General features: G+C 67.4%; 23 protein-coding genes. 9 read left to right on the top strand and 14 right to left on the bottom strand.

Annotated features, from left to right (window positions below):
* Nucleotides 1–26: 26 nt before the first annotated feature.
* The 3 genes from ACXZ1E_RS09395 to ACXZ1E_RS09385 all read right to left on the bottom strand — a co-directional run bounded on the left by ACXZ1E_RS09395 (nucleotide 27) and on the right by ACXZ1E_RS09385 (nucleotide 3357).
* Complete coding sequence (locus tag ACXZ1E_RS09395; RefSeq protein ID WP_458040265.1) at nucleotides 27–944, bottom strand: carbohydrate ABC transporter permease; 918 nt, start codon at nucleotides 942–944, stop codon at nucleotides 27–29.
* On the bottom strand, nucleotides 941–1981 hold the full coding sequence (locus ACXZ1E_RS09390; RefSeq protein ID WP_458040264.1) for a carbohydrate ABC transporter permease: 1041 nt from the start codon (nucleotides 1979–1981) through the stop codon (nucleotides 941–943). Before ACXZ1E_RS09390 ends, ACXZ1E_RS09395 begins: the two co-directional genes overlap by 4 nt.
* Before the next feature lie 101 nt (nucleotides 1982–2082).
* Complete coding sequence (locus ACXZ1E_RS09385) at nucleotides 2083–3357, bottom strand: ABC transporter substrate-binding protein (RefSeq protein WP_458040263.1); 1275 nt, start codon at nucleotides 3355–3357, stop codon at nucleotides 2083–2085.
* Nucleotides 3358–3610: 253 nt separating this feature from the next.
* Here ACXZ1E_RS09385 and purS point away from each other — a divergent pair, with 253 nt between their 5' ends.
* The 3 genes from purS to ACXZ1E_RS09370 are packed head-to-tail and all read left to right on the top strand — an operon-like array spanning nucleotide 3611 to nucleotide 5584.
* The gene (gene purS, locus ACXZ1E_RS09380) at nucleotides 3611–3919 is read left to right on the top strand and encodes a phosphoribosylformylglycinamidine synthase subunit PurS (protein ID WP_458040262.1); all 309 of its coding nucleotides are present in this window, start codon (nucleotides 3611–3613) and stop codon (nucleotides 3917–3919) included.
* Nucleotides 3916–4623: a phosphoribosylformylglycinamidine synthase subunit PurQ gene (purQ, locus tag ACXZ1E_RS09375; RefSeq protein ID WP_458040261.1), complete on the top strand. Its 708-nt coding sequence runs from the start codon at nucleotides 3916–3918 to the stop codon at nucleotides 4621–4623. Before purS ends, purQ begins: the two co-directional genes overlap by 4 nt.
* Before the next feature lie 28 nt (nucleotides 4624–4651).
* Entirely contained in the window at nucleotides 4652–5584 is a 933-nt protein-coding gene (locus tag ACXZ1E_RS09370; protein ID WP_458040260.1) for a 2-hydroxyacid dehydrogenase, read from the top strand.
* A gap of 18 nt (nucleotides 5585–5602) precedes the next feature.
* Here the strand turns inward: ACXZ1E_RS09370 and ACXZ1E_RS09365 are convergent, their stop codons facing one another.
* Entirely contained in the window at nucleotides 5603–6217 is a 615-nt protein-coding gene (locus ACXZ1E_RS09365) for a nucleotidyltransferase family protein (protein ID WP_458040259.1), read from the bottom strand.
* Nucleotides 6218–6267: 50 nt separating this feature from the next.
* On the opposite strand from ACXZ1E_RS09365, the gene ACXZ1E_RS09360 reads away from it, so the two are divergent.
* The 4 genes from ACXZ1E_RS09360 to ACXZ1E_RS09345 all read left to right on the top strand — a co-directional run bounded on the left by ACXZ1E_RS09360 (nucleotide 6268) and on the right by ACXZ1E_RS09345 (nucleotide 12325).
* Nucleotides 6268–7365, top strand: a complete 1098-nt coding sequence (locus tag ACXZ1E_RS09360) for an XdhC family protein (RefSeq protein WP_458040258.1) — start codon at nucleotides 6268–6270, stop codon at nucleotides 7363–7365.
* A gap of 280 nt (nucleotides 7366–7645) precedes the next feature.
* Nucleotides 7646–8437 (top strand): nucleoside phosphorylase, encoded by a 792-nt coding sequence (locus tag ACXZ1E_RS09355; protein ID WP_458040257.1) that lies wholly within the window; start codon nucleotides 7646–7648, stop codon nucleotides 8435–8437.
* Between the two features lie 175 nt (nucleotides 8438–8612).
* Nucleotides 8613–9464, top strand: a complete 852-nt coding sequence (locus ACXZ1E_RS09350; protein WP_458040256.1) for an FAD binding domain-containing protein — start codon at nucleotides 8613–8615, stop codon at nucleotides 9462–9464.
* Nucleotides 9461–12325, top strand: coding sequence for a molybdopterin-dependent oxidoreductase (locus ACXZ1E_RS09345; RefSeq protein WP_458040255.1), 2865 nt, complete (start codon nucleotides 9461–9463; stop codon nucleotides 12323–12325). The genes ACXZ1E_RS09350 and ACXZ1E_RS09345 overlap by 4 nt, the downstream gene beginning before the upstream one ends.
* Nucleotide 12326: 1 nt before the next feature.
* Here ACXZ1E_RS09345 and ACXZ1E_RS09340 read toward each other — a convergent pair whose 3' ends face one another.
* Nucleotides 12327–13703, bottom strand: a complete 1377-nt coding sequence (locus ACXZ1E_RS09340) for a LuxR C-terminal-related transcriptional regulator (RefSeq protein WP_458040254.1) — start codon at nucleotides 13701–13703, stop codon at nucleotides 12327–12329.
* 161 nt (nucleotides 13704–13864) lie between these two features.
* On the opposite strand from ACXZ1E_RS09340, the gene fdhA reads away from it, so the two are divergent.
* Both fdhA and ACXZ1E_RS09330 read left to right on the top strand, forming a co-directional pair.
* Nucleotides 13865–15085 (top strand): formaldehyde dehydrogenase, glutathione-independent, encoded by a 1221-nt coding sequence (gene fdhA / locus ACXZ1E_RS09335; RefSeq protein ID WP_458040253.1) that lies wholly within the window; start codon nucleotides 13865–13867, stop codon nucleotides 15083–15085.
* 64 nt (nucleotides 15086–15149) lie between these two features.
* Nucleotides 15150–15551, top strand: a complete 402-nt coding sequence (locus ACXZ1E_RS09330) for a GlcG/HbpS family heme-binding protein (RefSeq protein ID WP_036297211.1) — start codon at nucleotides 15150–15152, stop codon at nucleotides 15549–15551.
* 51 nt (nucleotides 15552–15602) lie between these two features.
* Here the strand turns inward: ACXZ1E_RS09330 and ACXZ1E_RS09325 are convergent, their stop codons facing one another.
* The 9 genes from ACXZ1E_RS09325 to ACXZ1E_RS09285 form a co-directional block, all read right to left on the bottom strand.
* Nucleotides 15603–16226, bottom strand: a complete 624-nt coding sequence (locus ACXZ1E_RS09325; protein WP_458040252.1) for a helix-turn-helix domain-containing protein — start codon at nucleotides 16224–16226, stop codon at nucleotides 15603–15605.
* Nucleotides 16227–16239: 13 nt separating this feature from the next.
* Nucleotides 16240–17280 carry an adenosine deaminase gene (gene add, locus ACXZ1E_RS09320; protein ID WP_458040251.1) on the bottom strand — a complete coding sequence of 347 codons (1041 nt, stop codon included), beginning with the start codon at nucleotides 17278–17280 and terminating at the stop codon, nucleotides 16240–16242.
* Nucleotides 17281–17372: 92 nt separating this feature from the next.
* Complete coding sequence (locus ACXZ1E_RS09315) at nucleotides 17373–18251, bottom strand: ABC transporter permease (RefSeq protein ID WP_458040250.1); 879 nt, start codon at nucleotides 18249–18251, stop codon at nucleotides 17373–17375.
* Nucleotides 18248–19114, bottom strand: a complete 867-nt coding sequence (locus ACXZ1E_RS09310; protein ID WP_458040249.1) for an ABC transporter permease — start codon at nucleotides 19112–19114, stop codon at nucleotides 18248–18250. Before ACXZ1E_RS09310 ends, ACXZ1E_RS09315 begins: the two co-directional genes overlap by 4 nt.
* A complete protein-coding gene (locus tag ACXZ1E_RS09305) occupies nucleotides 19104–19928 on the bottom strand; it encodes an ABC transporter ATP-binding protein (protein ID WP_458040248.1) in 825 nt (274 codons plus the stop codon). The genes ACXZ1E_RS09310 and ACXZ1E_RS09305 overlap by 11 nt, the downstream gene beginning before the upstream one ends.
* Before the next feature lie 30 nt (nucleotides 19929–19958).
* Nucleotides 19959–21035, bottom strand: coding sequence for an ABC transporter substrate-binding protein (locus ACXZ1E_RS09300; RefSeq protein ID WP_458040247.1), 1077 nt, complete (start codon nucleotides 21033–21035; stop codon nucleotides 19959–19961).
* 336 nt (nucleotides 21036–21371) lie between these two features.
* Nucleotides 21372–21668, bottom strand: coding sequence for a GIY-YIG nuclease family protein (locus ACXZ1E_RS09295; protein WP_458040246.1), 297 nt, complete (start codon nucleotides 21666–21668; stop codon nucleotides 21372–21374).
* A gap of 250 nt (nucleotides 21669–21918) precedes the next feature.
* Nucleotides 21919–23292 (bottom strand): amidohydrolase family protein, encoded by a 1374-nt coding sequence (locus ACXZ1E_RS09290; protein WP_458040245.1) that lies wholly within the window; start codon nucleotides 23290–23292, stop codon nucleotides 21919–21921.
* A gap of 90 nt (nucleotides 23293–23382) precedes the next feature.
* Nucleotides 23383–24600 (bottom strand): ATP-binding protein, encoded by a 1218-nt coding sequence (locus ACXZ1E_RS09285; protein WP_458040244.1) that lies wholly within the window; start codon nucleotides 24598–24600, stop codon nucleotides 23383–23385.
* Nucleotides 24601–24617: the final 17 nt, after the last annotated feature.

Below are 24617 nucleotides of genomic sequence, written 5' to 3'. Positions count from 1 at the left end.
GGGCCCTCCTGATATCGGTGCTCATGCTAGCCCTTCACTGCTCCGGCCATGATGCCGCTGACGAGCTGCTTGCCGGCGAAAGCGAAGAGCAACAGGAGCGGAATGGTCGCGAGGAGCACACCGGCGAGGACGATCGAATAGTCGACGAAATAGTTGCCCTGTAGCAGCGATAGCGCGACGGGCAACGTCGGGCTCTGCCGGTCGAGGACGATGAACGGCCAGAAAAACTGATTCCAGGCGCCGACGAACGTGAAGAGGAAGAGCATGGCGGCGGCCGGTCGAGCAGCCACGACACCGACTGTCCAGAACGTGCGCAGCATCGATGCGCCGTCCACGCGAGCGGCCTCGATGAGCTCGTCGGGCACGGTCTGGCTGAGATACTGCGTCATCCAGAAGACGCCGAACGCGCTTGTCAGCGCTGGGACGATGACCGCACCGATGTTGCCGGTCCAGCCGAGATCGGCGAACAGGATGTAGAGCGGAACGACCCCGAGCTGCATCGGCACCGCCATCGTCGCAACCACGAACGCCAGCAACCACTTTCCGCCGCGGAAGCGGAGTTTCGCGAACGCCCAGCCGGCGAGGGTCGAGAACACCACGACGGACGACGCGATGAGTGTCGAACTGAAGATCGAGTTCCAGAGCGCGACCCAGAAGTTGACGGCGGGATCGCCGACGACCGACAGTGCGTTACTGATGAAGTTGCCGCCCGGGATCCACGACATGTTCGGGTCGTTGATCGTCGAGGCGGTGCCCGACCCGATGAGGAACGACCAGTAATACGGGAAGATCGCCGAGGCCACGACGACGCCCAGACCGATGTAGACCCACACTCCCGCGCGGATGCCGCGGATCTTGGTCGTCTTCTCGCCCCGACGACGCTGGCGCGCGTTGGGGAGGTTCTCTTCGACGACTGCCAGGGGCGGGGTGCTGATAGCGCTCACGATGCGTCTCCCTTGCGGCCACGGCGGCTCCTGCGGTTGCGTACGACGCCGCGACCACCCCCGTCGTCACGCACGAGCCGTCGCGTGATGAGCAGATTCAGAAGGCCGATGGCCAGGATGATGACGAACAGGATCCACGCGAGCGCCGCCGCACGGCCGAAGTTGAACTCGCCCCAACCGATGTTGTAGAGGTACAGCGTGATCGTGAGCCATTGCTGCGCCGGACCGCCCTCGCCCGTGTTGTCGAACATGCGCGGCTCGTCGAAGATCTGGAGCCCGCCGATGGTCGACGTGATGACGACGAAGATGAGCGTCGGGCGCAGCGACGGCAGCGTGATGCTGACGAACTGGCGGAAGGCGTTCGCACCGTCGACGGTCGCGGCCTCGTAGTACTCGCGCGGCACCGCCTGCATGGCGGCCAGCAGGATGAGGGCGTTGTAACCGGTCCAGCGGAAGTTGACCATGGTCGCGATCGCGATGTGGCTCCAGAACGGATCCTTGTGCCAGGGGACGGGCGCAAGACCGATGTCGGTCAGGAAGCCGTTCACGAGCCCGTAGTTGTCGCCGAACATGTTGCTGAAGATCAGGGCCACCGCGACCGGCGCCATGACATACGGGAGCAGAACGCTCATGCGCCAGAAGGTTTTGCCGCGGATGTTGCGGTCGAGCATCGCCGCGATGAAGATCGCCAGGGCCAACTGCGGGATCGTCGAGAGCAAGAAGATGCTGAAGGTGTTGCGCAGCGCGGTCCAGAACTTCGGATCGTTCAGGATCCACGCGTACTGCTCGAACCCGATGAACGTTCCAGAGTTACGGACCAGGTCCCATTCCTGAAACGAGATCACCGCCGTGAAGATGATCGGAAACAGTCCGATGATCGCGAAGAGGATGAAGAACGGCGCGATATAGACGTAGGGCGAGTACTTGTGGTCCCACCGCGTCAGCTTGCTCCGGAACGGAAGTTTCGTCTTCGGGGGATCCTGCCGCTCGGGGCGGGGATGGGGCGTCGCCCGGGGCCGGGTCTCGGTCGCGGTCACGTGGGACTCCGTATCTTCGGTCTCGGTGGCAGGGGGTAGCGGTCACGGAAAACGAGTGATGCGGGCCGCACCGCTGGGCGCGGCCCGCATCACTCAGACCATCAGAACGCTTCGACCTCTGTGACCCACGTGTTCCACGAGCTGGTCGCGTCCTCGGTTCCGTCGAAGACGCGGTTGACCGCGTTCTGCAGACCGTCGTGGTACTTGAAGTAGTTCGCGCTCTTGTACGGACGGACCGTCACGGCCTCGGCGCGGTCGGCACCGATCTCGCCGGTCTTCGCTCCGTTGAAGTACGCGTTCGTGTGGTCCGTCAGCTTGGTGTCGCTGTATGCCTCTGTCTGGCTCGGGAACGCGCTGACGTTCAGGAACGCGTCGACCTGCTGCTCGGGAGCGGAAAGCCAGGCGGCCAGCTCCTGGGCCGCCTCGACGTTCTTACCGTTCGCCGGGACAGTCAGGTACGAACCCCCCCAGTTACCGCCACCGTTCGGGAAGACATTGGCGATGTTCCAGGTCGTGACATCGGGTGCGTAACCCTCGATGATGCCCTGCATCCAGCCGGGGCAGAGGACCGTGGCGAACTCGTCGTTCTGGAACGACGCGATCCAGTCATCGCCCCACTGGGACGAGTAGGCGGCGTTCGGGATGGCTCGCTCGACGACGGAGGTGTAAGCGTCCTCGATTTCGGGGTTCGTCGTCGCGATGACGGTGCCGTCGGGCTTGTCGTACGTGTACTCCATCTGGTTCACGATGCCCTGAAGCACCGAATTGGCCGAGTCGATCATCGTCTTGCCCGTGGCCGCCTTGTACTGGTCGGCGACGTCGAAATAGGTGTCCCAACCGCCGTCGAACAGCGCGGCGACCTCGGTCGGGTCGCTCGGCAGGCCGGCAGCCTCGAACAGGTCAGCCCGGTAGCAGATCGCCTGCGGGCCGATGTCGGTGCCGTAGCCGATCAGGTTGCCGTCGGGATCGGTCGCGGCGGCTTCCTTCCAATCGATCCAGCGACCCTTGAGGTCGTCGGGAACCGGGGCGAGCAGGTCGGAGTACTGCATGGCCTCGGACAGCCAGTCGACCTCGACGGCCTCGATGTCGGCGAGGCCATCCTTGCCGAGCTTCTGGAAGAAGTTCTTGCGGGCGTCGCCGGACTCAGCGGCCTTGTTGTGGACGATCGTGATGCCCGGGTTCTCGTCCTCGTACTTCTGGAGGAACTCGTCCGTGTAGCCAAAGTTGTTGAACGTGGCGATCGTGAGGGTGATCTCCTCGTCGGATCCCCCCGAAGGCGAATCGCTCCCTCCGCCGGAACAGCCGGCAAGGACGATAGCGGAAGCGGATACGGCGGCGACGATCGTTGCAGCCCTGCGCACGGCGCGTGAATTCACGGTCACTCCTTCGTGATGTGGTCGATGTGTATTGCTGTGACGCCGGGCTCGTTCCCGTCGACATGCCTTCCGTGGGATCGCTCCCATCGGGGTGAGCCAAAACTATGGGAGCGGTCCCATGAATATCAAGAGAGCGCTCCCATATCGTTTATCACGATTGGATCACGGGCAATCGAATGCTTCAATCGGACCGCGGATGCGACCGCCCCTAGACTGGTCGGGCACCCCCGCCCCCCACAGTCGGAGCCGTCACATGCCCACCATCGTCGTCGACGTCATGCCCAAGGCAGAGCTGCTCGACCCGCAGGGAAAAGCCGTCACGGGCGCGCTTTCGCGTCTCGGGGTCGAAGATTTCAGCGCTGTCCGCATGGGTAAGCGTTTCGAACTCACCGTCGACGGCGAGGTCACCGAGGACGTTCTCGCGACCGCACGCCGCATCGCCGACGAGATCCTCTCGAACTCGGTCATCGAGGACGTCGTCGAGATCTCGGTCGTCGAAAGCACGCGCGCAGAAAGCACGCGCGCAGAAGGCACGGTCGTAGAAGGCACGGTCGGCGAGTGAGCCTCCCCCGCATCGGGGTCGTCACCTTCCCGGGATCCCTCGACGACTCCGACGCCCGCCGCGCGGTGCGCCTCGCGGGCGGCGAGCCGGTCGCGCTCTGGCACGGCGATCACGACCTCCACGGCGTCGACGCGATCATTCTGCCGGGCGGGTTCAGCTACGGCGACTACCTGCGCGCCGGTGCAATCGCCGCGCGCGCGCCGATCATGACCGACATCCGCGACGCGGCCGACAAGGGGATGCCGGTGCTCGGTATCTGCAACGGCTTCCAGATGCTCGTCGAGGCACACCTGCTGCCGGGCGGACTCATCCGCAATGCCCACCAGCAGTTCATCCGTCGCGACCAGCGGCTGCGCGTGGAGAACACCGACACCGCGTGGACCAACGGGTTCCAGCCGGCTCAAGAGATCGTCATCCCGCTGAAGAACGCGGACGGCGGCTACATCGCCGACGACGAGACGCTCGACCGCATCGAAGGCGAAGGGCAGGTCGCATTCCGCTACGTCGGAGTGAACCCGAACGGCTCGCTGCGCGACATCGCCGGCGTGACGAACGCCCGCGGCAACGTCGTCGGCCTGATGCCGCACCCCGAGCACGCCGTCGAACCGGGCTTCGGGCCGGACACGTCGGTCGCGATGCGCTCGGGCGAAGACGGACGCATCTTCTTCGCCAGTGCCATAGAGGCCGTTCTGCAAAACGCCTGACCCCGACGGAGCCCGCTAGCGTCGAAGGATGAACCGCGCACTCCGCACGCTCACCGTTACCGTTCCCTCCCCCCAAGTTCTCGAGGACCTCGGTCCCGTGCCGAATGGCGTGGACGTTCTGGTGTGGCCGATGGACGGGCCCGCGCCACGAAAACACCTCGACCTCGTGGTCGTGCCATACATGTCGGGCGGAAGCGGCTTCCACTGGCTCGAAGGCGTCGAGACCGGCGTGCTGCAGGGACAATCCATCGGCTACGACGGAGTCGCGGATCACCTACCGCCCGGGCGACAGTTCGCCAATGCCGCGTCGGTGCACGAGACGGCCACCTCCGAGTTGGCGCTGACACTCGCTCTCGCGGCGCAGCGGCGCATCCCCGAGCTCGTACACGCGCAGGCCACTCAGACCTGGATGCAGGAAGCGAGCACCGGCCTCGCCGACCAGCGTGTGTTGCTGCTCGGTTACGGCGGTGTCGGAAAGGCGACGGCCGCACGCCTCGCGCCCTTCGAGGTCGATCTCGTGCCGGTGGCGACGCACGCCCGCGACGAGGACGGGGTGCACGTGCACGGTGTCGACGAACTGCCGGAGTTGCTCCCCCATGCCGACATCGTCATCCTGACTCTGCCCGGTGGAGATGCGACGCGGCACATCGTCGACGACGCCGTGCTGTCTGCGTTGCCGGATGGTGCGCTGGTGATCAACGTGGGCCGTGGCTCTTTGATCGACACCGCCGCGCTGGTCGATCACGCGGGCCGTGGCCGCATCCGCGCCGCGCTCGACGTCACCGATCCGGAGCCGCTGCCCGCGGGGCATCCCCTCTGGACGACTCCCGGGGTATTGATCGCGCCGCATGTCGGCGGATTGACATCGGCGATGCGGCCGCGTGCGGCTCGCCTGATCCGTCGGCAGATCGAGCGGATGCTGCGGGGCGCGCCGCCGCTCAACATCGTGATCGGCGGCTGATCGCGCCCCACCCGTGGCTCAGCGGTCGGTGAAGGACGGAGTGTCGATGTCGTCGCCCGACCAGAGGTCTTCGCACGAGACCGCGAGCGCGTGGTGGCGCGCAAGGTAGGCTCTCGCGCCGCGATCCCCCGACAGTGCGTGTGAGAGCGGAACGAAATGCTCGGCACCGATGAGGACCGGATGACCGGGGTCGCCGCCGTACGTCGCCTGCACGAGTGCCCGCCTCGGCGCGACGGCCGCGGCGGCGATGACCCGGCGGACGACGGCGGGCGGAGCATCCGGGGTGTCCACCGGCATGATCACGAGGGCTGACGCGGATCGCTCGCCCGCCGCGGCGAGCCCTTTCGAGATCGTGGCCGACAGGCCGAGCCGCCAGTCGGGCACGACAACGATCTCGGCATTCGGCGGAACGAGGTCGCGGGCTTCCGTCGCCGAGGCCCCGAGCGCCACGAGCACCTGACCGCAGCCCCCGGCGCGGAGGGTACGCACGGCACGAACGACCCACGGCATGCCGTTGCCGTCTCGGGCCAGGGCCTTCGGACCGCCGAACCGTGTACCAGCGCCGGCAGCGAGCACGAGGCCGAGCACGGCACCGGACGCCTGATCGGTGAGCTCGAAGTCCGGCGGGCGCATGGTGCCGTCAGCGTATCGCGCAGGAAACATCGCGCGGCTAGCGTTGCAGGATGCTCGAACTCGCCGCAGACCTGCTGCCGCACCTCAGCGTTGGCGAGTCGGTCGCTGTGGTCACGGTGACACGTGTCGCGCGCAGCGCTCCGCGGGGTGTCGGTGCGTCGATGGCCGTCACGGCGGATGGCTCGGTGATCGGCTCGATCTCCGGGGGCTGCGTCGAGGGCGACGCGATCGTGCTCGCCCATGCCGTGCTGGCCGACGGAGTCGCCCGCGCGGCCCGTTTCGGGTTCAGCGACGAGCGCGCGCACGCCGCGGGCCTCGCGTGTGGCGGCGAAGTGGATGTGCTCGCGTATGTCCTGCGACCCGACGATGAGGTGGCGCGGCACGCACTGGAGATGGCGGCCCGCGATGAGCGCGTGACCATCGCCCTCGGCATCGGCACGCCTCACGTGGGCACCGTGGCCGACGCATCCGTCCTCTCACGAGTCGCTGCCGAGGCGCTCGCCGAATTGGATGCGGCGGCGCTGTTGGCCGAGACGGTCCCGATCGCTGACCGCACCTGGCTCGCGGTGTCTCGGGCTCCCCGCGCCCGCCTGATCATCGTGGGTGCGGGGGAACACGCGGCAGCGCTGTGCCGGGTGGCCAGCGCGGCGGGATACGCGGTCACCGTGTGCGACCCCTGGCCCTTGCTGGCGACCTCGGAGCGCTTCCCCGACGCGACCGACATCGTGATCGCCGATCCCGGCGAGTATCTGACGTCGCTTGCCGCGGAAGTCAGTTCTGTCGATGCTCGAACGGCCGTCTGCGTGCTCTCCCACGACGAACGCATCGACATCCCCGCGCTTCATGCCGCGCTCGGCATGAACGTCGGTTTCGTCGGCGCGATGGGTGCTCGGAGCACGGTCGCGCAGCGTGCGATCGCGCTGCGCGAGCGCGGGGTGACGGACGCCGACCTGGCCCGCCTGCACTCTCCGCTCGGACTGGACCTCGGCGGTTCGTCACCCGAAGAAGCCGCCGTCGCCGCCATTGCCGAGATCATCGCAGCGCGACACGGGACATCGGGTGGCCCGTTGCGGGATGCACGCGGCCCGATCCACGCCCGCACCCCCGGCGGCGCCGGCATCCCAGCTCCGACCTGCTCGCCCTTCTAGTCGCGGGCTCGAGCTCGCGGTCGGGCTCGGGCTCGGTTGCCACCGAAACACCCCGCGCGCGGCCAGACACCCCTGCCACGGGGTGTCTGGCCGCACGTCCGGTGTTTCGCCGACAGGTCGTCCCGCGAGAGCGACGATCCGCCCGCCTCGGGGCCGGTGCTACGCTCTCCGCACTGCGTGTCCTAACAACCATGACCTCCCGGCGATCGTCGGTGAACCGAGCCGGTGGCTCAGGGCGGGGACTGCTGACTTCACCCGTCACAGCACCCCGGAGGCCCCCGTGTCCACATCTGCATCCACGCCCACATCCATGCCCGTCGATAAGTCCCAAGCGGGCCTGAACGCGCGGCAGTACCACATCGGTATCGCGCCCGGCGAGGTCTCGTCCGTGGCCCTGCTGCCCGGCGATCCGTTTCGGGTTCCGTTCGTCGCGGAGTTCTTGACGGAGGTACGCGAGGTCGCGCACAACCGCGAGCACCGCACCATGACGGGCTGGTACAAGGGCCGGCACATCACCGCGACCTCGACCGGAATGGGGTGCCCGTCTACCGCGATCGCCGTCGAGGAATTGGCCCGTGTCGGTGTCACCTCGTTCATCCGCGTCGGCAGCTCGGCGGGGCTGCAGCCGGGCATAGCGCCCGGAGACCTGCTCGTCAGCGAGGGCAGCTTCCGCAACGACGGCACGACGGATGCGTATCTCCCGAAGGGTTTCCCGGCGGTCCCCGACCTCGAGCTCACGCTGGCGCTGGCGCGTCATTCGGAGCGGATCGCCGCGGCGTCGGGAACACATTCCTTCCGGGGAATCAGCGTGAGCGACGACGCGTTCTACGCGGAAACACCGGAATGGATCGCCGAGCTGAACCGTATGGGCATTCTCAACGTCGAGATGGAGGCATCCGCTCTGTACATCGTCGCGCGGCTGCGTGGCCTGCGTGCCGGCATGGTGTGCGCCGCGTCCAGCAACCTGGTCGACGGCGCATCACTCTACGACGAGAAGAACTCCGCGCTCAAGGACGGCTGGATGCGGAGCATCGAGGCCGCCCTCGAAACGGCTGTCGAACTCGAGCTGTAGGCATCGCGCGCTGCATTCTGGGTGCGCCGATCAACCTGGGGCGTCGGAATCCCCGACGCCCCAGCGCGCAGTTGCACGTCAACGGCCCGAGTGCACGGTTGCACGTGAAACACTCACGAAATCGGGCGCTGGTTGGATGGACGGATGCGGCGACGCATCCGCGGAAGGAGGGCTGGTGGACCTGAACACCATCACGAGCTTCCGGCGCGCGACCAGCCGCGCCGACCTCGCCCTCGCCCCAGGCGAGATCATCCTCGGCGGCGGGACCTGGCTCTTCGGCGAACCACAGTCCCACGCCACCGGCCTGGTCGACCTGACGACGATGGGCTGGCGTGATCTCGAGGTAACGGCGGCCGGGCTGACGATCGGCGCGACCTGCACGATCGCCACGCTCGTCGCCTTCGCCGAGGGACGGACGACGGATGCCGTGGCCCCGGCCGACTGGTCCGCCGTCGCTCTCTTCCCCGTCGCTGCGAACGCCCTGCTGGCCTCGTTCAAGATCTGGAACACCGCGACGGTCGGGGGAAACGTCTGCCGCTCATTCTCCGCGGGCGCGATCGTGTCTCTCGCGTCGGCGCTCGATGGCGAGGCCGTGATCTGGACGCCGAACGGCGGCGAGCGCCGCACCCCCGTCGCCGAGCTCATGACGGGCAACGGCACGAATGATCTCGCCCGCGGCGAGGTTGTCCGCGCCGTCAATCTCCCCGCGCATGCTCTCCGATCCCGCGCCGTCATGCGCAAGATCGCCCTCGCCGAGCTGGGCCGTTCGGGAGCGGTCGTGACCGGACGGATCGACCGCGATGGGTGCGCCGTTTTCAGCGTCACCGCCGCGACCCTCACGCCGACCGTTCTGCGCTATCCGGCGCTTCCCGCGGCGGCGCAGCTCGCGACCGATGTCGCGGGGGCACCGGACTTCTACACCGATCCCCTCGGGTCAGCCGACTGGCGTCGCGGTGTCAGCATCGAGCTCGCGGAGCGGATCCGCGTCGAACTCGCCGCGCCCGCCGACTCTGGGAACACCGCATGAAGATCGAGATCAACGGCGCACCCGTCGAGGTAGAGCCACGCCCGGGTCAGTGCCTGCGCACGCTGCTGCGCGAGCACGGCCACACCGAGGTCAAGAAAGGGTGCGACGCGGGAGATTGCGGCGCGTGCGCCGTCATCCTCGACGGCCAGCCGGTGCACTCGTGCATCATCCCCGCGATGCGGGTCGACGGCAGCACGGTGACGACGGCCGCGGGCCTGGCCCCCGGCGATGACCTCCATCCCGTGCAAGAGGCGATCATCGAGAACTTCGGCTTCCAGTGCGGTTTCTGCACCCCGGGAATGAGCGTCACGGCCTCCACCCTCACCGAGGCCGATCTGCCGGACCTCGACCGCCGCATGAAGGGCAGCCTCTGCCGTTGCACCGGGTACCGCCCGCTCCGCGAGGCGATCATCGGTGCCGTGCACGAGACAGGGCGGAGAGCGGCCATCGCGGAACAAGTTGCCGGTCAAGCCGCCGAACAAGATATGTCGCAGACGGATGCCAGAGCCCCGACATCCGTCTGCGGTGATTCATGCGAGGGTTCCTGCGGCGCTGCCGCCACGGCGACACCGTCGGGTGTCGGCACCTCGGTCTCGCCCGAGCCCGCCCGGCGAGTGGTGCAGGGTCGCGAGCCCTACACCTTCGATGAACCCGTCACGGGTGCCCTCGTGCTGCGGGTCGTGACCTCGCGACATGCGCACGCACGCATCCTGTCCATCGATACTTCGGCCGCACGCGCCGTTCCGGGGGTCGTCGCGGTTTTCACGCATGAGGATGCTCCCGCCACCCGGTACTCTTCTGCCCGGCACGAACATCGCACCGACGACCCGGACGACACCCGCGTGCTCGACGACATCGTTCGCCACGTCGGGCAACGGGTCGCGGCGGTCGTCGCCGAGACCTCGCAGGCCGCCGAGCAAGCGTGTCGGCTGGTCGAGGTCGAGTACGAGGTGTTGCCCGCGGTCTTCGATGCGGCAGCCGCCCGCATGCCGGGTGCCCCGTTGCTGCACGCCGATCGGACACCCGACGACCGTGTCGCGGATGCGTCGCGCAACGTCGTCGCCGCGCTCCACGATGGATACGGGGGCGATATCGAAGCGGCCCTCGCCGCCAGCGCGATCCGCGTCGGTGGAACCTGGCAGACGTCCCGGGTCAGTCACGCACAGCTCGAAACGCACGGATCCGTGGGCTGGATGGACGAAGACGACCGTCTGGTCATCCGCTCCAGCACCCAGGTACCATTCCTCACGCGTGACGAACTGGCCCACGTCTTCGATCTGCCGCGCGAGCGCCTGCGCGTCTACGCACCCCGCGTGGGCGGCGGCTTCGGCGGCAAGCAGGAGATCTTCACGGAGGACCTGGTGGCCCTTGCCGTGCTGCGCACCGGACGTCCCGTCGCGTACGAGTTCTCTCGCACCGATCAGTTCCAGCGGGCGTCGCTGCGCCACCCCATGCGGGTTTCGGTCGAGCTCGGCGCCAATGAGGACGGAACCCTGACCGCGATCAAGCTCGATGTGCTGAGTGACACCGGCGCGTACGGCAACCACGCGATCGGCGTGCTGTTCCATGGCTGTTCCGAGTCGATCAGCCTCTACAACGCCCCGGCGAAACGTGTTGATGCCGAGGCCGTGTACACAAACAATGTTCCGTCGGGCGCGTTCCGCGGGTACGGCCTGGGGCAGGTGCAGCTCGGCGTCGAATCCGCATTGGACCTGCTCGCCCAACGCCTCGACATCGACCCGTTCGAGCTGCGCCGCATCAACGCCGTCCGCGACGGCGACCCCCTGCTCGCGTGGCACGCCGAACACGAACCCGAGGTGCGCTGGGGCAGCTACGGCCTGGACCAGTGCCTCGACCTCGCGCAGGGCGCCCTGGCTCGGGGCAATGGCGTGACGGCACCGGATGGCTGGCTCGTCGGCGAGGGCATGGCCTCGACGCTGATCGCGACGATGGCCCCGCGCGGACATATCGCGCACGCCACCGCGACGCTCTGGCCCGACGGAACGTATGAGCTCCACACCGGCACGGCCGAATTCGGCAACGGCACCACCACCGTGCAGCGCCAGATCGCGGCATCCGTCTTCGGCGTCGACGGCGGGCGCGTGACGCTGAAGCATGCCGATACGGACGGGGTCGCACATGACACCGGTGCGTTCGCATCGGCGGGCACGACCGTCGCGGGCAAGGCTGTGTACGCCGCGTGCGTCGCGCTGCGCGACCGGATGCTCGGGATCGCCGCCGCCCTGAACGGCTCCGAACCCGGCGCGTGCACGCTCACGCCCGAGGGGGTGCGTACGCCGTCGGGGGTCGTGTCGCTCGGCGAGATCGTCGCTGCTGCTGCGGCGGCGGCTCCGAACCCGAGCACGGGCGTTCGGCCCGAGGGCCTGACCGCTGACGGCGCCGAATACGGCGAGGAGCGCTCGCTCGCCTTCAACGTTCACGCCGTACGGGTCGCGGTCGAGCCATCCACCGGATCCGTGCGCATCCTGCAGTCGGTGCACGCCGCAGACGCGGGCTTCGTCATGAATCCGGCGCAGTGCCGCGGGCAGATCGAAGGCGGAGTGGCGCAGGGCGTCGGCAGCGCGCTCTACGAAGAGGTCTATGTCGACGACCGCGGCGGCGTGGTGAACCCGATGTTCCGCACCTACCGCGTGCCGCAGTTCGCCGACATTCCCGACACCGAGGTCTACTTCGCTGATACGAGCGACGACCTCGGTCCGTTCGGTGCGAAGTCGATGAGCGAGTCGCCGTACAACCCCGTCGCGCCCGCGATCGGCAACGCAATCGCCCGCGCACTCGGACGACGCCCGTACGAGCAGCCGTTCTCGCGCGACCGCGTCTGGCGACTCGCGCGGGCCTGACTCAACGGTGGGCGCGGCCCGCGGCGATGAGTGCGGTCGCCTCGGAGCGCGAGGTGACCCCGAGCTTGCGGAAGACCTTCGAGACGTGGAACTTGACCGTGTTCTCGCTGATCCCCAGCCGGGCCGCGATCGCCCGGTTGCGTAGGCCCTGCGTCATCAGCTCGAGGATCTCGAGCTCTCGCGGACCGAGCCGCGCGATGAGCGGGTCATCGCCGTGGGTATGGGGAGGGTCGAGCGGCATCACGACCGATAGCTCGGAGCCCCATCCCTCGGTCGCCGCGAGGGTCATCTCGCCGTTGACGGCCGAGACCCGCTGTCGGAGTTCATAGAGGGCGTCGTCGCCGAGCGATTCGTCGCCGGGGCCGTCGTCACGAACGCTGATCAGAAGGTTGCGGCCGTCGCAGTCCCACTTGACCCGCACCCGGGACGTGCCCGGTTGTTCGACGGATGCCAGAATCGCACGGCGCACGATCGCGCGGGCACCGTGGGCGATCTCGCTCGGCAGCGCCCGCCCGTCCACGGGCGGTTCGACGAACTGCACGTCCACGTCGCGATAGCGCACGAGTGGCACGAGATCATCACGCAGCCGCTCGAACGCGGAGGTGACCGGCTCTTCCGTGAAGGTGCGGACGAGATCGGTCGAGGTGCGCAGCTGCACCATTGCGTGCGCCGCGACACCGACGGCGGCCTGGCGGGCGGCGTGGTCGTCGGTCGAGGGCGATCGCAGCACCGCGAGCAGTGCCTCCAGGGTGCGCGAGTGGCTGTCGCTGAGCTCGGCGACGACCTCGGCGCGCACTCCGGCCGCGGCTCGCGACTCGAGCAGATAACTCGGCGATGCGTCCCGTGCCGGCTGTCGGATCCGCACCGCGACGATCCGCCAGAGTTGCAGCAGCTCGTCCTCGCTGCGCGGATCGGCCGCGATGGCTTGGCCGATGCCAATGTCGATGCCGGGGCCGGGGCCGGGGCCGGGGCCGGGATCGACCAGCACGAGCAACGGCCCGGTCTCGGACAGCGCCAGCACCGCGTCCCGCAGCTCCCCGCCGAGAACGACCCGCTCGCGACCGACACCCGGTCCGGCGAGAGACGCCCGTGCCTCCACCATCTCGGAGAGCACGACTCGCGACGCGAGATCGGGATCACCGTGGTGTTTGAGCGGATGACTCACGTCATCCTCGGCCAGGATGATCAGCGCGGAATGCGGGATCTTCGGGGCGAGGTACTCCGAAAGCGCGCGGGCGAGCTCGGGCAGCGGCGCCGAGACGATCTCGGCCAGAGCGGCGATCACGGTCGTGCCGGCGGCATCCGATCCGCGCATCTCGCTCCCGCCGCGCAGGGTCCCCTCGCCGGGCTGAGGCTTCTTCGCGCGTTTCAGCGGCATCGGTCGATGGTAACTGCCGCTGGCGCGATTCGCGCTACCCGAACGGGTAGTGGGAACTACCCCGAACGCCGATGGTGCTACCGAAACGGGTGGCGCAGTCTGGAAGAGCCGCCGACGTCGACCCGACGCGCGCGCGGCTCGAAGGTTCGGAGAGGAGCCACATGTCGCACAACCGCGCCGTCGCCTACAAGGGACCGGGCAAGGTCGAGGTCATCGACACCGAATACCCCACCTTCGAGCTGAAGGATGGTCCGGGCGTCAATCCCGCGAACGTCGGACGCAAGCTCCCGCACGCCGTCATCCTGAAGACCGTCGCCACCAACATCTGCGGATCGGACCAGCACATGGTCCGTGGCCGGACGACGGCGCCCGCGGGACTGGTCCTGGGACACGAGATCACCGGCGAGGTCGTCGAGGTCGGTCCCGATGTCGAATTCGTGAAGGTCGGCGACATCGTCTCGGTGCCCTTCAACATCTCGTGCGGCCGCTGCCGCAACTGCAAGGAGGGCAAGACGGGCATCTGCCTGAACGTCAACCCCGACCGGCCCGGCAGCGCCTACGGCTACGTCGACATGGGCGGATGGGTCGGCGGGCAGGCCGAGTACGTTCTCGTGCCGTACGCCGACTGGAACGCCCTCGTCTTCCCGGATCGCGAGCAGGCCCTCGAGAAGATCCTCGACCTGACGATGCTCTCCGATATCTTCCCCACCGGCTTCCACGGCGCGGTCACCGCCGGGGTCGGCGTGGGATCGACCGTCTACATTGCGGGCGCGGGCCCCGTCGGCCTCGCCGCGGCAGCCGGCGCGCAGCTTCTCGGTGCGGCCGTCGTCATCGTCGGCGACCTGAACGAAGAGCGGCTCGCGCAGGCGCGGAGCTTCGGATGCGAGACCCTCAACGTCGGCGACGGGGATGTGCCGGATCAGCTGGCCCAGCTGCTCGGTGTGCCCGAGGTCGACGCCGCCGTGGACGCGGTCGGGTTCGAGGCACGCGGCCAGGGCCACGGCGCCGATGCGGCCGAAGCCCCCGCCACGGTCTTGAACTCGCTCATGGATGTGACTTCAGCGGGCGGCGCGATCGGCATCCCCGGCCTCTACGTCACGGGAGACCCGGGCGCGGCCGACGAGGCGGCGCAGAAGGGCTCGCTGTCGCTGAGCTTCGGCACCGGTTGGGCGAAGTCGCTCTCGTTCACGACCGGCCAGTGCCCCGTCATGCGGTACAACCGACAGCTCATGATGGCGATCCTGCACGACAAGGTGCAGATCGCGAAGGCCGTCAACGCCACCTCGATCCCGCTCGAGGATGCCCCGCGCGGCTACGCGGAATTCGATGCGGGCGCCGCCACCAAGTACGTGCTCAACCCCAACGGGTACATCGCGGCGTGACTGCGCCCCCGACATCCGTCTCGACTGCACTTCCCACCACCCCTCACGATCGAAGGAGAACACCATGTCAGCTCTCACCCTCGCGGACGCCCGCACCCTGATCGCCGCCGCCGAAGCGCGTGCCGACGAGATCGGCCAGCCGATGAACATCGCCGTCGTCGACGCTGGCGGCAACCTGATCGCCCACGTTCGCCAGGATGGCGCCTGGATGGGCAGTATCGACATCTCGATCAGCAAGGCGTGGACGTCGCGCGCGTTCGACATCCAGACCAAGGACCTCGGCGATAACTCGCAGCCGACCCAGCAGTTCTTCGGCATCCACACCACCAACGGCGGCAAGGTCGCGATCTTCGCGGGCGGCGTGCCCCTGCTGCGCGACGGCGTCGTCGTCGGTGGCCTGGGTGTGAGCGGCGGCTCGGGCGAGCAAGACCAGACGGTCGCCGAGGCCGGTGCCGCCGCTCTCTGACGCTGCGGGTTTCGGCGGAAGGGCGGGGAGGTGCGGGAGGGCGGGGACGGACTACCAGCGCCCGGCGCCGGTGCCGGCGCCGCGGAGCCCCTGCTTGACCACGACGAGACGGTACGTGCTGCCCTCCGCAGACCACCAGCGGTGGTGAACACCGCCCGCATAGTAGGCCGAATCCCCCGCTCCGAGCGTGGAGTGCTCGCCCTCGATTTCGATGTGGATCGCGCCCTCGACCACGTAGAGGAACTCGTCCTCGGCATGCACGAAGATCTCGCCGGGTTCAGTGGCCCCGCCCGACACTTCCATCGGATGCAGCGGCCGGCCGCCGCGCGCCAGCATCCGGGCCGACCCCGCGGCGAATCCCTCGGGCACAGATTCGCCCGCGGCGCCCTGTCGATGCACCTCGACGGCGGGATGAGCGGATGCCGCGGCATCCGCTTCTGCGATCAACTCGATCGGGCTCGTCTCGAGCGCCGAGGCGATACGCCGCAGCGACGACAGGCTCGGCTGGGCGAGCCCACGCTCCAGCTGGCTGAGGAACGGATGCGAGAGGTCCGTCGTCTCTGCGAGCCGGACGAGGGTCATGCCGCGTGCGTGTCGCACCCGTCGAATGGCCGCCCCGAGCCGCGCGTCCGCGTCATCCGCACCGGACGGTCTCGCCGCAAGGGTCGACGTCATGATCAGAACCCCGCTAGGCCGGCAACGCGACGCCGCGGGAGCCCGCGTACTCCCCCACGCGTTCGACGTAGGCGGCCTTCTGTTCGGGCGTGAGCCAGGATGCCTCGAACGAGTTGATCGCGAGCTGCACGAGGTCCGTCTCGGACAGCCCCGCGTGCTCCGCGAGCGCGACGTAGTTGTCGCCGACGTACGCGCCGAAGTACGCGGGATCGTCCGAGTTGATCATGACCCGCAGGCCCGCCCGCATCAGGCTGACGATCTCGTCGGCCTTCATCTGCTCGGTGACGAACGAGTTCGAGACGGGGCAGCACGTGAATCCCAGCCCGCGCTCCTTCGCCAGGGCGATGAGTTCGGGATCTTCGACGATGTTGGTGCCGTGGTCGATCCGCTCGACGTCGATGTCGGTGAGCACCGCACGGATGTTGTCGATCGAGCCGACCTGGTCGATGTCGCAGTGCATGGTCAACCGGAAGCCTTCCGTGCGCGCACGGGCGAAAACCTCCGAAAACTTGCTGGGCGGGTTGTCCCGCTCATCCGAGTCGAGCCCCACGCCGATGATCCAGTCCTTGTAGGGCAGGGCCGACTCGAGCGTCGCCGCCGCATCCTCCGCAGAGAAGTCACGCAAGAAGCAGAGGATGAGTTCTGCCGAGATGCCGAGCTCGTCGCCCGCGCGAACGGCGGCGCGGTGGTATCCCGTGATGACGTTCTCGAAGGGCACGCCGCGGCTCGTGTGGGCCTGCGGGTCGAAGAACATCTCGGCGTGCACGACACCCTGCTCCTTCGCGCGCAACAGGTAGGCCCAGGCGAGGTCGTGGAAGTCGTCGGCCGTCTGCAACACCTGCATGGCCGGGTAGTAGACCGCGAGGAAGCTCGTCAGGTCGGTGAAGTTGTAGGTCGCCTTGACCGCTTCGACGGTCTTCTCGGCGAGCTCGATGCCATTGCGGGCGGCGAGCTCGAACTTGAGTTCGGGTTCGAGTGTGCCCTCGAGGTGCAGATGCAGTTCGGCCTTGGGCAGGCCGTAGGCGAACTCGGTGAGCGCGGTGGTGTCAGTCATGGTGTCCTTTCGGGCGGGCGGTGGAGGCTGCCTGTTCGTCGGGCGATCTGTCGGATCGAGCGTCGGACGCGGGGCTCGCGCGGTGGGCGGCGCTAGGCGCGATTACCCATACCCATGCGGGCGAGGGCGACCGATTCGAGGATCTGGACGATGTTGTAGAGGACGAGCGCGGCTCCCGTTACCAGCACGACGGCCGTCCAGACGGCGGAGAACTGGGCGGCTGCGACATAGCCACCCACCGCGCCGCCGATTCCGCCTCCGACGGCGAGCCACTCGGCGAGCAGCGCGCCGGTGATGGCACCCGGCACCGAGATGCGCACGGCCGCGAAAAACTCCGGCAGCGAGCTGGGCAGGGCGACCTTCCGCAGACGCGTCCACGACGTGCCGCCGTAGACGGTGACGAGGTCATTCATCTGGGGCGAGGCCGACTTCAGCCCGAACACGATGTTGACGAGGGCGGGGAAGAGCACGACGATACCGCCGATGACCGCGACCGAGGCGAACTCGCGCCCGAAAATCAGGATGATGACGGGCGCCATAGCGACGAGCGGTACGGAACGCAGCAACATGGCCATCGGCATCAGGGCATGCTCGACACCCTTGCTGAGCTGGAAGATCATTGCCACCACCAGGGCGACGAACAGGCCCGCGGCGAACCCGACAACCGAGTGGCCGAGGGTGACCCAGAGCTGTCCGAAGAGCTGCTCACGATTCGCCTCGGCGTTGGGAACGGTGACGAGGAAGTTCCAGACATCCACCGGTCCCTTGCCGACGTAGGGCGAGATCTGGAATACCCACAGCGAGCCGACCCAGAGAACCAGCACGGCGACGATCGTAAAGACGAAAGTGAGCACGCTTCGACCGAGCGCGGCGAGCGTCGACATCCGGACCTCGCGGCGCATCTCGCGCTCCAGCTTGGCAAGCTGCTCCGGCGCGCCAGGAACGGTGAGGGCGGTTCCCATCTCACTCATGATGACACCCCCTTCGACCAGGGCGCGATGGCCCGCGCGATAAGCCCGACCAGGCCATACCCGATCAGGGCAACGGCACCCGAGGCGAGCGCGATGTCCCAGACCCGAGCGGAGTTGAGCGCCTGCTGCGCGGCGATCATCGCGGGACCGACGCCGAGAGTGACCTTGCCGAAGAACTCCCCGAGCACCGCACCGAGGAATGCCGCGGGAACCGCGATCTTCAGCGCGTTGAGGATGGCGGGGAGGGACGCGATCAGCCGCACCTTGCGCAGCTGGGTGAAACGCGAGCCGCCGTAAACGGTCACCAGGTCGAGGCTGGATTTGTCGGCGGCCTTGAGCCCGAGGAGCGCCCCCACCACGGTCGTGAAGAAGCAGCTGAGGGCCGCGAGGAAGACGGCGGTGATGGAGGGCTGCCCGGAGGTCGGGATCGGCACGATCACGATCAGCAACAGGCCGAGCGCCACGATGGGGATGCAGTAGGTGATGATGGCGATCTGCATGATGACGCCCTCGAGCCGCGGCACGATCAGGACGAGCGCCGCGAGCACGAGCGCGAGCCCATTGCCCCAGAGATAGCCGATGCCTGCCTCGCTGAGCGTCACGCCGAAGTTGCGGGCGTAGAACTCCCATCCCGTGTTGAAGTACTCGGCGACAACTTGCGGGGGCGTGGGAATGGCCTGCACACCACCGGGACCGACGTTCGAGAACACCGTTGCGGCGAGAATCCACCAGATCGCGATGATCCCGACGACGCCGATCAGCCCGGTGACCCACGCCGGAAGCTTGACGTCTTCCCACTGGATCGCGCGCGGCTTGGCCGCCGTCGCAGGAGACCCCGCCGTGTTCGAGAGATCAGTGGTCATCCGCCGCGGCGCCTCCGACGCCGAAGAGCAGTTCGGATGCCTGGTCGACGTAGGCATGGAACTCGGGCGTGCGCATCATCTCGGGAGTGCGGGGACGCGGCAGGTCGATCGTCATGACCTCTTTGATGCGTCCCGGCCGCGGGCTCATGACCGCGACCTGGTCGGAGAGGAAGATCGCCTCCGAGATGCCGTGCGTGACGAGCAGCGTGGTGGCCGGCTTCTCGGTCCAGATGCGCAGCAGCTCGAGGTTGAGCTTCTGGCGCGTCATGTCATCCAGGGCACCGAAGGGCTCGTCGAACAGTAGGACCGAGGGCTTCATGATGAGCGAACGCGCGATGGACACGCGCTGACGCATGCCTCCGGAAAGCTGTGCGGGCTTCGCCTTCTCGAACCCGGTGAGCCCGACAAGCGCGATCATCTCTTTGACGTAGTCCTTGTCGACGGATTTACCCGCGACTTCGAACGGCAACTGGATGTTGGACTGGACGCTCCGCCACGGGAGCAGGGCCGAGTCCTGGAACGCGATGCCCAGCTCGTTGCCGCGACGCAGTTCTTTGGGGCTCTTGCCGTCGACACGAGTGGTACCGCTGGTGGGCTCCTCGAGTCCGGCGAGAATGCGCAGGATGGTCGACTTACCGCATCCGGACGGCCCGAGCAGGGCAAGGAACGTGCCTTGCTCGGTGTGCAGGTTGGCGTCCTGGAGGGCCACGACGCTCTTGCGGCCCACGGTGAAAGCCTTATTCAGACCCGTAATCTGCAGGCCGGTGCCCAAGCTTGTCGCCTGGGCACCGGTCTGGGTAACCGCTTCGGTCACAGTTGATTTCTCTCGGTTGAGGTGAAGAACTCAGCCCGCGTAGGCGATGAGATCCGGGTTCTCTTCGTAGACCTCGTCCAGCAGGCTCATGTCGAAGAGGTCGGATGCATCGAGCATGATGCCCGCTCCGGCGAGGCTGTCGATCGTGAGCTTCTGCAGCTCCTCAGAGATCGTGAACAGACCGTTCTCTTCGGTCTCGGTCGAGACGACGAGCTTGTTCTGTGCTTCGGAACCCGCGAGGGTCTTGGCCGGGTCGAGGTCGAGGTCGACACCGTACTTCTCGATGGCGAGGTCGGCACCGGCCTGCGGGTCGGCGAGCGCGTCGGTCCAACCCTTGATCTCGGCGACGAGGAACGCCTTCAGCATGTCGCGCTTGTTCTTGATGGTGTCCTCCGTGACCGTGATGGTCTCGGCAACGAACGGCAGACCGTTGTCGGCGAAGGGCAGGTTCGTCGTCGGGGCGCCCGACATCTCGACCGAGATCGACTCGTTCGTGAGGTACGCGACGTATCCGTCGACCTCACCGTTGACGAGCGGCGCCGGGTCGTACTGAACCGGAACGATGGTCAGCTCGGAGGCGTCGATGTCGTTGGCCGCGAGCAACGCGTTGAAGAGGGTCAGGTTGCTGTCCTGCACACCGATCTTCTTGCCCTTGAGGTCGTCGGGGGTGGCGATGTCGCCCCCGTCCTTGAGCGAGAGGATCGTGAACGGGTTGGCCTGGAACGTCGCACCGATGATCTTGAGGGGTGCACCCTCGTTGGCGATCGCGGAACCGATCTGGACCGAGTCGCTCAGCGCGATGTCAGCCGTGCCCCCGAGGAGCTCGGGAATGCCGCCCGACGGGCCGGGGACCAGCTTGACGGAAGAGAATCCGGCTTCCTCGTAGTAGCCGTTCGTGTCGGCGAGGTACTCACCCGCGAACTCTTCGTTGAAGATCCAGCTGAGCTGGAGCGTGATGTCGCCGAAGCCCTCTTCGCCCATGGGGGCTTCCGAGGTGGCGGCGTCGCCGCTGCCGCCCGCGCAGGCGGTCAGGGCGAGGGCTGCGATCGCGATGCCCGCGCCGGCCGCGGCGAGGCGACGGCGTGAGGTGTTGAAGCGAAATGTCATGTGCTGTGTCTCCAGATCGGACGGGGTGGCACTCGGGTGTATCGGCACGGCCACAGGCCTCGACCCTGCGCGATAGTGCTGACGCTATGGGATGTAGATTTCACGAACACTGGCGCAGTGTTTCGGCGCCGTTACACCTGGGTCGCGACGACCCCGCTTGCCCCGTGACCGCAGCGCCTCGGTCGTTGAGTCAGCGCAGCGCCTCGGTTGCCCCGCGAGCGCAGCGCCTCGGTCGCCCCGCGAGCGCAGCGCCTCGGTTGCCCCGCGAGCGCAGCGCCTCGGTTGCCCCGCGAGCGCAGCGCCTCGGTCGTTGAGCGAGCGCAGCGAGACGAAACGTCAACAGCCGGACTGCGCGCGCCGCTGCCGCGCGCTCCACCCGCGCACGGCGTCGAGGCCGCCCTCGATCAACGCCGCGCGCTTGTCATGGCTCCACCCCTGGATGCGCTTCTCCCACGCGAACGCTTCGTCGATGCGAGCAAACTCCGCGCTCCACATCAGCTGGACGGGCCGCCGCGTGCGCGTGTAGGCAGCTCCCTCGCCGACCGCATGCTGTTGTACACGGCGGTCGAGCTCGGTGGTGCTCCCGACGTAGAACGTACCGTCGGCGCAGCGAAGGATGTAGACGAAGCCCATCGATTGACGCTAGCGAGGTCGAGCCGCGGCCGTGCCGGTTGTCCACAGCATCCGCGTCTGGTCTCGTCGCCGCGCTCCTCACGGGATACCCGACGGGTGTCCCGCGAGCGCAGCACCTCGGTCGCCCCGCGAGCGCAGCCAGACGAAACGATCGCCGTGCATTTCGTCTCGTCGCTGCGCTCCTCGCTCAATGACCGTAGGTACCTCGCTCGAAGCGCACCGCCCGTCGCACCGCGGGCGCACCGCAAGGTCAGTGGGGGTGGCGCCCCAGGCGATCCGCGAGCGCGGGCAGGTCGGCGTGGAGCCGGGCCGACGCCTCACCGGCGAGCGGATTCGTCGACTCCCCTGCGCGCGACACCAACACACCGCCGACGTAGACGCGGTCGAGGTTTCGCAATCCCATGGACAGCACGTAGCTGCGCACGGGATGCCAGAGCGGGCCGACATCCGGGCGGCGCGGGTCGACCACGACGAAGTCGGCGAACTTGCCGATCTCCAGGCTGCCGACGCGGTCAGCGACGCCCATGATCTCGGCGGCGCCCAGCGTGTGCAGGCGCAGCACCAGCTCGGGCATCATCGACAGCGGGTCCTGGGTGCGGGCCCGCTGCATCGCAATGCCCATGCGCATGTTCTGCCAGGGGTCCGAGACATCCGTGCAGGCCTGATCATCGAGCCCCATGCCCACCTTCATGCCCATCGCGAGCATCTCGGGCACGAGTGCGGTGCCCGATGCCAGGCGGCCGTTGGATGCCGGCTGCCACGACATCGAGGCGCCGGCCGCAGCTGCCTGCTCGATGATCTCGGGCGTGGTCTGGATGAAGTGTCCGAACATCATGTCCGGACCGAGGGCCCCCGCGTCCCGGTACAGCGCGAACTTCGACTGTTGCAGCGGCACCGCCTCGGGCGACTCGAGGAAGTGGGCCTGGTTGGTCACCCCGAACCGGCGCATGGCCTCGACCTCGAGCTCGGCCGCCTCGGGCCGGGGCGACCACTGCACCTGCCCCATGATCGAGGCGCCGAGCGCGAAGTCCGGGTCCATCGAACGGGTGTGGGCGACGGATGCCTCGAAGCGCGCGAAGATCTCGGCGTCGGTGCCGGCGGTGACATCCATACCGATCGAGTCGACGAATCGGATGCCGGAGTCCAGACATCCGTCCGCCTGCTGCGTGTGGTACTCGGTGCCACGCAGAGGCGCGTTGCCGACACGCTTGCCGTCGACCATCGACTCCCACGCCTGCTGCGGATCGGTGAAGTTGTAGGCGGTGGTGACACCGTTGCCGAGAAAGTCGAGGGCGCCGTGCAGCGTCGACCAGTAGATGTCGGCGGGCGTCGCGTGTGCGGTCATGCCCAGCATCGAGTCGCACCAGCCGTAGAGGGTGTCGGCGACGCCGAGCCCACGCAGGCCGCTCGTGAAGAGGTGGCTGTGGCTGGAGACGAAGCCGGGCGCGACGAACGCTCCGTCAACGTCGAGCACCTCGTCGGCCGTGGCGTCACTGGGGTCGCCGGCGCCGATGGCCACGATACGGCCGTCTTCGACGCGCATCCACCCGCGTTCGATGTACCCCGGATCGTCGGATCCAGCGGGAATCGTGATGAGGCGGGCATTGATAACGAGGAGCGACATGGTGTCGACCGTACGAGATGTTGATTACACGAAGATTGCACCGGGGTCACGGCCGAGGCGGCGACGGGCGTCGTTTCGCGCCGATATGACTCAGGGCTTGGGCTTGCGGACCTTCAGCGGGGGAACGTCAAGGTTCGGAATCGCTCGAATCAGGAACTTGTCGAAGTGCGGAACCGTGAACGCGGCATAGCCGTGCTCCGGGGTATAGAGGAGCCCCATGTTGATGAGTTCAGCGCGGGTCGGACCGAGGTTCGTGGACGTCCTGCCCATCATGTCGGCCACGTCCGACGCTTTCTGCGGATCCGGTCCGAGTTGAGCCATCGCACGCAGGTAGGCGCGCTGCAGCTCGGTCGCTCGGTCCAGCCGAACACGAAAGAACGACTCGTCCAGCTTCGCCTCATACCCCGGCACCGCCGCGACGATGTCGTCGCGGGATATGACGGGCCCGTCTGCAACAGTCCACACGGCGTATCCGAGCTCTTGCAGGAAATATGGGTAGCCGCCGGTTATCGCGACGGCAAGAGACAGCGCATCGCTGGAGAAGGAGATCTGCTCCTCCGCAGCAGGTTGCAACAACGCTTCTTTCGCATCCGCATCGGTGAGATTGCCGATGGAGGGAAACTTGAACAGACGCTCGGCGTATGATTTCGCATCCCCCGCAAGCTCCGCGATCTGTGGCAACCCCGCACCTACGAGCGTGACGGGAAGTTTCCGTTGGACCATCTTGTGGATCGCCTCGATCGTTGCCTCTAGCTGCTGCTTGCTGAGGAACTGGACTTCATCGAATAGCACCACAACACCGCGGCCCTGCTCCTGCGCCGCCTCACCCAGGGCGACGAATACATCGGTCAGATCGAGAGCAAGATTCGCGTGGTCCGCAAAACCCTCAGCCGCGTCAACATCGAGGCCGGCAGACCACACGCCTGCGGCGTCCACGCTGACAGTGAAGGACCGCAAGACGGATGCCGCGTGCTTGAGACGAGTGTTCCATTTCGCCTTTGGCGAGATCTGGAAAAGGGCCGCCCGAAGCTTCGCAGCTATCGCACTACGGAAGTGGTTCTCGTCGTTCTTGCTGACCTCGAGCTCGACAACAACCCAGTCGCGCGCGAGTGCTTTTGTCCGAAACTGCCCTAACAGGACTGTTTTTCCTACCCCGCGAAGTCCGGTAACAATGAGCGACTGCTCTGTTCGACCGCGCTCGATTCGGGCGAGCAGCAAGTCGAAGGAACCGAGTTGATCCTCGCGTCCGACAACCGCTTGCGGCTCAGCACCCGCATTGGGCGTGTACGGATTCGTCAGAGCCTGCATGCGAGAATCTTAGCGAG

It is taken from the genome of Pacificispira sp. HM-600, from assembly GCF_977993705.1.
Note: the sequence above shows the minus strand (reverse complement) of the source record. Positions and strands in the feature narration are given on the sequence as shown.

What these genes read in the sequence shown, in the direction of transcription:
- purS (WP_458040262.1), top strand. Translation starts at nt 3,611, where the DNA reads ATGCCCACCATCGTCGTCGACGTCATGCCCAAGGCAGAGCTGCTCGAC.
- ACXZ1E_RS09370 (WP_458040260.1), top strand. Translation starts at nt 4,652, where the DNA reads ATGAACCGCGCACTCCGCACGCTCACCGTTACCGTTCCCTCCCCCCAA.
- ACXZ1E_RS09365 (WP_458040259.1), bottom strand. Translation starts at nt 6,217, where the DNA reads ATGCGCCCGCCGGACTTCGAGCTCACCGATCAGGCGTCCGGTGCCGTG.
- ACXZ1E_RS09360 (WP_458040258.1), top strand. Translation starts at nt 6,268, where the DNA reads ATGCTCGAACTCGCCGCAGACCTGCTGCCGCACCTCAGCGTTGGCGAG.
- ACXZ1E_RS09345 (WP_458040255.1), top strand. Translation starts at nt 9,461, where the DNA reads ATGAAGATCGAGATCAACGGCGCACCCGTCGAGGTAGAGCCACGCCCG.
- ACXZ1E_RS09340 (WP_458040254.1), bottom strand. Translation starts at nt 13,703, where the DNA reads ATGCCGCTGAAACGCGCGAAGAAGCCTCAGCCCGGCGAGGGGACCCTG.
- fdhA (WP_458040253.1), top strand. Translation starts at nt 13,865, where the DNA reads ATGTCGCACAACCGCGCCGTCGCCTACAAGGGACCGGGCAAGGTCGAG.
- ACXZ1E_RS09330 (WP_036297211.1), top strand. Translation starts at nt 15,150, where the DNA reads ATGTCAGCTCTCACCCTCGCGGACGCCCGCACCCTGATCGCCGCCGCC.
- ACXZ1E_RS09325 (WP_458040252.1), bottom strand. Translation starts at nt 16,226, where the DNA reads ATGACGTCGACCCTTGCGGCGAGACCGTCCGGTGCGGATGACGCGGAC.
- add (WP_458040251.1), bottom strand. Translation starts at nt 17,280, where the DNA reads ATGACTGACACCACCGCGCTCACCGAGTTCGCCTACGGCCTGCCCAAG.
- ACXZ1E_RS09315 (WP_458040250.1), bottom strand. Translation starts at nt 18,251, where the DNA reads ATGAGTGAGATGGGAACCGCCCTCACCGTTCCTGGCGCGCCGGAGCAG.
- ACXZ1E_RS09310 (WP_458040249.1), bottom strand. Translation starts at nt 19,114, where the DNA reads ATGACCACTGATCTCTCGAACACGGCGGGGTCTCCTGCGACGGCGGCC.
- ACXZ1E_RS09300 (WP_458040247.1), bottom strand. Translation starts at nt 21,035, where the DNA reads ATGACATTTCGCTTCAACACCTCACGCCGTCGCCTCGCCGCGGCCGGC.
- ACXZ1E_RS09295 (WP_458040246.1), bottom strand. Translation starts at nt 21,668, where the DNA reads ATGGGCTTCGTCTACATCCTTCGCTGCGCCGACGGTACGTTCTACGTC.
- ACXZ1E_RS09290 (WP_458040245.1), bottom strand. Translation starts at nt 23,292, where the DNA reads ATGTCGCTCCTCGTTATCAATGCCCGCCTCATCACGATTCCCGCTGGA.
- ACXZ1E_RS09285 (WP_458040244.1), bottom strand. Translation starts at nt 24,600, where the DNA reads ATGCAGGCTCTGACGAATCCGTACACGCCCAATGCGGGTGCTGAGCCG.